At 46.6% G+C, this 5,988-nt stretch carries 2 protein-coding genes; one reads left to right on the forward strand and one right to left on the reverse strand.

Translation table 11 applies throughout. The features are described from left to right. Window positions 1-1,046 precede the first annotated feature (1,046 nt). Window positions 1,047-5,639, forward strand: a complete 4,593-nt coding sequence (locus ACUVJL_RS10310) for a CHAT domain-containing protein (protein WP_445245755.1) — start codon at window positions 1,047-1,049, stop codon at window positions 5,637-5,639. A gap of 145 nt (window positions 5,640-5,784) precedes the next feature. Here the strand turns inward: ACUVJL_RS10310 and ACUVJL_RS10315 are convergent. Beyond that, on the reverse strand, window positions 5,785-5,988 hold a 204-nt coding region (locus tag ACUVJL_RS10315), incomplete at its 5' end, for a WD40 repeat domain-containing protein (protein ID WP_445245756.1).

Consider the following 5,988-nt stretch of genomic DNA (forward strand, 5'->3'; position numbering starts at 1 on the left):
CGCCTGCTCAACGATCATCTCTACCAGTTTCTCTGTCGCCAACTGTTTTAAGGTTTCACTGTTGAGTTTGGGTGGCAGGTGTTTTTTCATAATTGCTATATTCTACTTTCCCGTATCACAGTTGTCAATACCCACCACCTGGATCCTTACGTTTCTCCAATAGAATTCCTTGATAACCTGAGTGAATATCTAGAGATTGCTATGGCTCCTAAAGATATGTACAATAAAATTTTTACTTCATCTCATACCAAGTGAAAGTATATATATAGCAATCCTAAATCATTTGTGAATTTCTTACTCCCGGACCGTGAGTTCGGGGAGGGTTGGGGTGGGGTAAAAAAATTACGACTCCTGCAAGGATTGCTATAGAGCCCATTTGAGATATTGAGGGCGATCGCTCATAGCAGTCGATCGCTCCCAAAAGCTCTTTTTGGAGGTAGTTCAGTTTAAACCAAAGCCGGGAATGGTTTTCCAGTCGGTTTTCCCCCGTAATGGTTTTGAGGTAAAGTTACAATGAAAACACTCTTAATCCGTCATGACATACTCTAGCAACCTAAGAGACTCGGAGTGGGAAAGCCTGGAACCCTTACTACATCAAATATTGCCCATTAAAAAGCTAACTCAATCGCCGAACGGAAATAAAACAGAAATCTTGAATGGCATAATCCTCCTTAAGAATTTTGAGAGAACTCTGGTTAATGCGACTACTGCCAAGGTTTATCTTTGTTTTATTAGGCTGATGCTTAAAAGGCTTGCAGCCTGTTATATCATGTCCGATCAATTAACCATAATATTCCGGTCGGGGCGGGTTTTTGAGATGGTCAATTATTGCCAGGTATTGTTGGCTCACGGGCCCCTACAACAATCCCGGTCGCTCGACCGGACATGATATTAGATATCAAATGGGTTCTATAAATATTCATCAGTTGAGCTATGCTCGCACTTTTTAACGTGTTCCGTTTAAACTCCACTCAGGTTTTTTGATGAAAAAGCTTCATTATAATTTAAAAGCGAGCAGTCAACGATTTCTTTTAGGGAGAACTCTAATGATTCTAACAAGAATAACTCAAAGATATCAACAGCAACTGTTGACTTCTACTTGGGTAGTATTTTTAGGTTCTTTACTGCTCTCACCTGCTGCTACAGGACAGCCAATTACTCCGGCTCCTGATGGCACCGGAACTGCTGTTACTGACTCAGGCAATCAATTTAACATAAACGGGGGACAGCTCTCAAAAGACGGCACTAATCTCTTTCATAGTTTTCAGCAGTTTGGACTCAATGAAGGTCAAATTGTTAATTTTATTTCTAATCCGAATATCCGCAATATTTTAGGGCGAGTTGTAGGTGGCGATGCTTCTTATATTAACGGTTTAATTCAAGTGATAGGCGGTAATTCTAACTTATTTTTGATGAATCCAGCGGGGATTGTTTTTGGTTCCAACGCTCAACTGAACGTGCCCGCTTCATTCTTCGCAACGACAGCAACCGGAATCGGATTAGGCAACAATTGGTTTCACGCAGTTGGCGTTAATGAATACGCTATGCTGATAGGAACCCCAAGCACTTTTTATTTTGGTACAGCTCAGCCAGGGGCGATCGCAAATTTCGGTCAACTGCGCGTACCTAACGGGCAAACGCTAGCTTTAATAGGCGGAACAGTTTTCAGCCCCGGTACTTTGTCAGCACCCTCCGGGCAAATTGCGATCGCATCGGTGCCAGGAGAAAACTTAGTCCGCATTTCTCAAGCAGGGCATCTTCTGAGTTTAGAAATTTCCCCCTCTTCTAATCTCAACTCTGGCTCTGTGCCGTTGAGTCCCCTCACCTTGTCCCAACTGCTGACAGGGGGTAGCAGCAACGCTACAGGCGTTACAGTTAACAGCGACGGAAGCATACAGCTCACAAATTCAGACTTGCGGGTAGAAGCTGGCGATGTGGCGATCGCCGACACTCAGGTAACAGGTGCGAACCAAAAAGTAGCAGTGTCTGCTCAAACGGCTACAGTGTCAGCCGCGCGTAACCTGACCCTAGCAAACAGGCAACTACTTTCAACCGGTGACTTGAAATTGCAAGCGGGGGAAATTGTCCGTATCCGCGACAGCGCGGCTAACTCTTTTGTTACTAATGCGGGTGGAAACCTAGCCCTACAGGGCGATCGCCAAATAGACATCCAGGCGCGCAATCACTCCCAAAGCTTACTGAGCGCTGACGGCCGCATCACACTTACCAGCAACGGTACTGTATCCAGCGATGCCTTCTTCAGAGCTGGCAGCGATTTCTCAATTGCCACACTTCAAGGTAGCCCCGGCAACTTCGCAAGCTCAGGCGGTTCTACGATCATCTCAGGCGGAAACGTCACTTTTGGTAATTACGCAGGCGCTTCTCTGGGAGTGCAAGCAAAAGGCACGATCGCATCCGGTGATATCGCTATCAGCAGTTCCGCATCTAGCGCTCAACCGCAATTGGTTTTAACGGCTGGTAACGTACCCACTTCCCTCACTGGAAACAGCACTCTAGCACCCGCCAGTTCTTCACCTGCCAACATTCAAGTTGGCAATATCGCGATCGCAGGTTCAGTTTTTTTAGAGGCTGCAAACAGCATTCAAGCAGCATCCATTACTTCAAAAGGCGGAGCCCTCACCCTGGTAGCGTCCGGGGATATCACAGCGGGAAACCTGGATACCTCAACTTTAACGGGCAATGCCGGCAAAATTACCCTCTACAGCACGGGGGGAAGCATCAATACGAGCGCTAGCACCTTGAACGCTTCCTCACTCACCGGTAACGGTGGGTCAATTTTCCTGTATGGGGCAAACGCGATCGCCACCGGTGGAATTACAACCTCTAGCTTCCTTGGAAACGGAGGCAGCGTCACCCTTTATTCAGAAGGCAAAATCAGTACGGGCAACATCAACACTAGCGGAATCAAGGCAGGTGAGATCAGCTTCCTTAGCAATCTACCAAATCCTTCGCTGGAGTTTAGTCCCCCGCCGCCACCAGAACCACCAGGGGTCATACTTCTCCCGGTGCCGACCCCTGTCGCGCAGCCACCAGAACCACCACCGCTCATACCTCCCCCGCTGCCACCAGAAACACCCACACCTGCCCCGCAGCCACCAGAACCACCACCGCTCATACCAGAACCACCAGAGATCCTATCTCCCCCGGTGCCAACAGAAGCACTCCCGCTGCCACCAGAAGCACCACAGCTCATCGTCACGCCGCCACCAGAAGCACCACCGCTCATACGTTCCCCGGTGCCATCGGCCACACCTCCCGCGCTGCAACCAGAACCACAACCGCTCACACCTCCCGCGCTGCCACCAGAAACACCACGGCTCACACCTCTAGACTATGGCTTAGTAAGCCTGACACCGAGTGCCATTCAGTGCTTAACTCAGGAACAATTATTGGGGCAGCAGGCAGGAGTGCCCCTCCCAACTGCGCCGCTCGACTACAGCAAAGCGATCGCCTGCTACCAGCAGAATTTAGAGCTGGCGAGACTCTCCCGCGATGACGCTAGAGAAGGCTACGCGCTCAACAATCTAGGCGCAACTTACTACGCAATCGGAGATTATGAAAAAGCAATTTCTTACCAGCAGCAGCGCTTAGCACAAGCTGAATCCAGGGCCGATTTATTGGGAAAGGGACAAGCTTTTATTGGTTTGGGAGCTGCTTACGGCGCGATTGGCAATTATAAAAAAGCAATCGAATACTACGAGCAAAGTTTGGAAGTAGCGCATTCCCTAAAATCGCTTGATTTAGAAGCGAGTATCCTAAGAAATTTGGGATTAGTTTACTACGCCCAAAAAGAGTATACAAGGGCAGTAGAATACCAAGAGCAAAGTTTAGCGATCGCTAAACAGCAGCGCGATCGCCGAGGCGAAGCCCTTGCTTTGAGTAATTTAGGATTAGTACACTATTCCCTGACTAATTATGCCCAAGCAATTGATGAACACAAACAAAGTTTAGCGCTCGCCTTACAACTGCGCGATCGTTTCGTTCAAGGTCGCGCTTTAGAAAATTTAGGGATTGCTTACTATGCTGTCAAAAATTATAGTCAAGCGATTGAGTCTTACCAACAGAGTTTAGCCATTGCCAGAGAACTGAGCGATCGCCACGCCCAAGGCCGCGCACTCAGCAATTTAGGTGACGCTTTCTACAAAGCAAAGCAACCAGCAGAAGCTATCAAAGCTTTATTTTCAGCCATTGAAATTTGGGAATCTCTGCGGTCAAATTTAAAAAATAACGACCTCGATTTAATTTCATTTTTTGATACCCAAGAAACAAGTTATAGTATGTTACAAGAAGTGCTTGCTAATCAAAATCAGCATAATGAAGCGCTAGAAGTAGCAGAGCGTGGACGGGCGCAAGCTTTTGTTAGATTATTGACCAGCCGTTTTTCTGCCCAGTCAGCACAGACTACCTTAAAGTCATCAGAAACTCAAATAAAACCGATCAACATTCCGGAAATCCAGCAAATTGCTAAAGAACACAATTCCACTTTAGTTTCTTACTCGATTATAAAAGAAGATGTAGAAGCTGATGGTCAAAGAAAGCTGCAAGATTCAGAACTTTATATCTGGGTAACGCAGCCGACCGGACAAATTGAATTTCGTCGCATCAGTTTGAAAGGTTTGGCTGAGAAAGAAACTTTATTAAAAACATTGATTACTAAAAGTCGCTGTTTCACTCCCAATTGCGTGAGAAACAAGCAGCGCTCCCAACCAGCTACAAATCCAACCCGAACCATACCTATTGTCGAGCAACGATTTTTAGACCCTTCATTGCAAGAGCTTTATCAACTACTGATCGAACCAATTGCTGACCTTCTACCTCTAGATCCAGCGTCGCGAATTACCTTTATTCCTCATGAATCTTTGTTCTTAGTTCCCTTTGCAGCCTTGCAAGATACTTCGGGAAACTACTTGATAGAAAAACATACAATTTTAACAGCGCCTTCAATTCAAGTGCTGTCTTTAACAAAGAAACAACAACAGCTTACTTCAGGAAAAGGTGCGATCGTCGTTGGGAATCCTACCATGCCCAGTGTTGGCTTTAATAGGAACCAACCTCCTCAAAAACTACCATCACTCCCACACGCTGAAACCGAAGCGATCGCGATCGCTCAGCTTTTGAATGCAGAACCCCTCACAGGCGACAAAGCGACAAAAGTAGCAGTTTTACAGCAAATAGAGCAAGCGCGCATCGTGCATTTAGCAACTCACGGCATCCTGGATGACGTAGAGGGATTGGGGGTACCAGGAGTCATCGCACTTGCCCCAAGCAAGGGTGACAGTGGCTTACTCACTGCTAGCGAAATCTTCAATTTGAGGTTGAATGCCGAACTCGTCGTTTTGAGTGCTTGCAATACCGGTCGCGGTCGTATTACAGGTGATGGCGTCATTGGTTTATCACGATCGTTTATTGCAGCAGGCGTTCCAAGTGTTGTAGTTTCTCTGTGGTCAGTAGCCGACGAATCAACAGCCGACTTCATGGCGGAATTTTATCGGCAGATGCAACTAACGCCTGATATTGCCCAAGCCCTGCGGAAGGCAATGCTGGTGACACTCGTCAAATATCCTAATCCTGTAGATTGGGCCGCTTTTACCCTCATTGGCGAAGCAGAGAAACGTTAACCCGGAAAAGCTGATTTCCTCTCGTCAAGAGACCTAATACTAGATCCAGAAAAAGCGAGATTACGGTTAGAGGCTTGTTGACAGCGTTAGTATGACAGAAAATTTCACAAATAATGTGAGCCGCTCGGTACTATCAGTTAGTCTGTTATTTCCATAACTTTATGCTAAAGTCTTCATTCGCACTAACTAAAAATTGACCATCAAAACTAATAGCTAAAGAAGTAACAGATGCCAAATTCTGAGCGAGGGTTTTAATTTCCTCCCCCGTCTCTAAGTTCCAAACTTTGATGGTTGTATCCTCGCTACCGCTAACAAGAGTCTGCCCGTCTGGACTTATTACCAGAGAATA

The sequence above is a fragment of the Microcoleus sp. OTE_8_concoct_300 genome, assembly GCF_031383065.1.
Taxonomy (GTDB): Bacteria; Cyanobacteriota; Cyanobacteriia; order Cyanobacteriales; family Microcoleaceae; genus Microcoleus.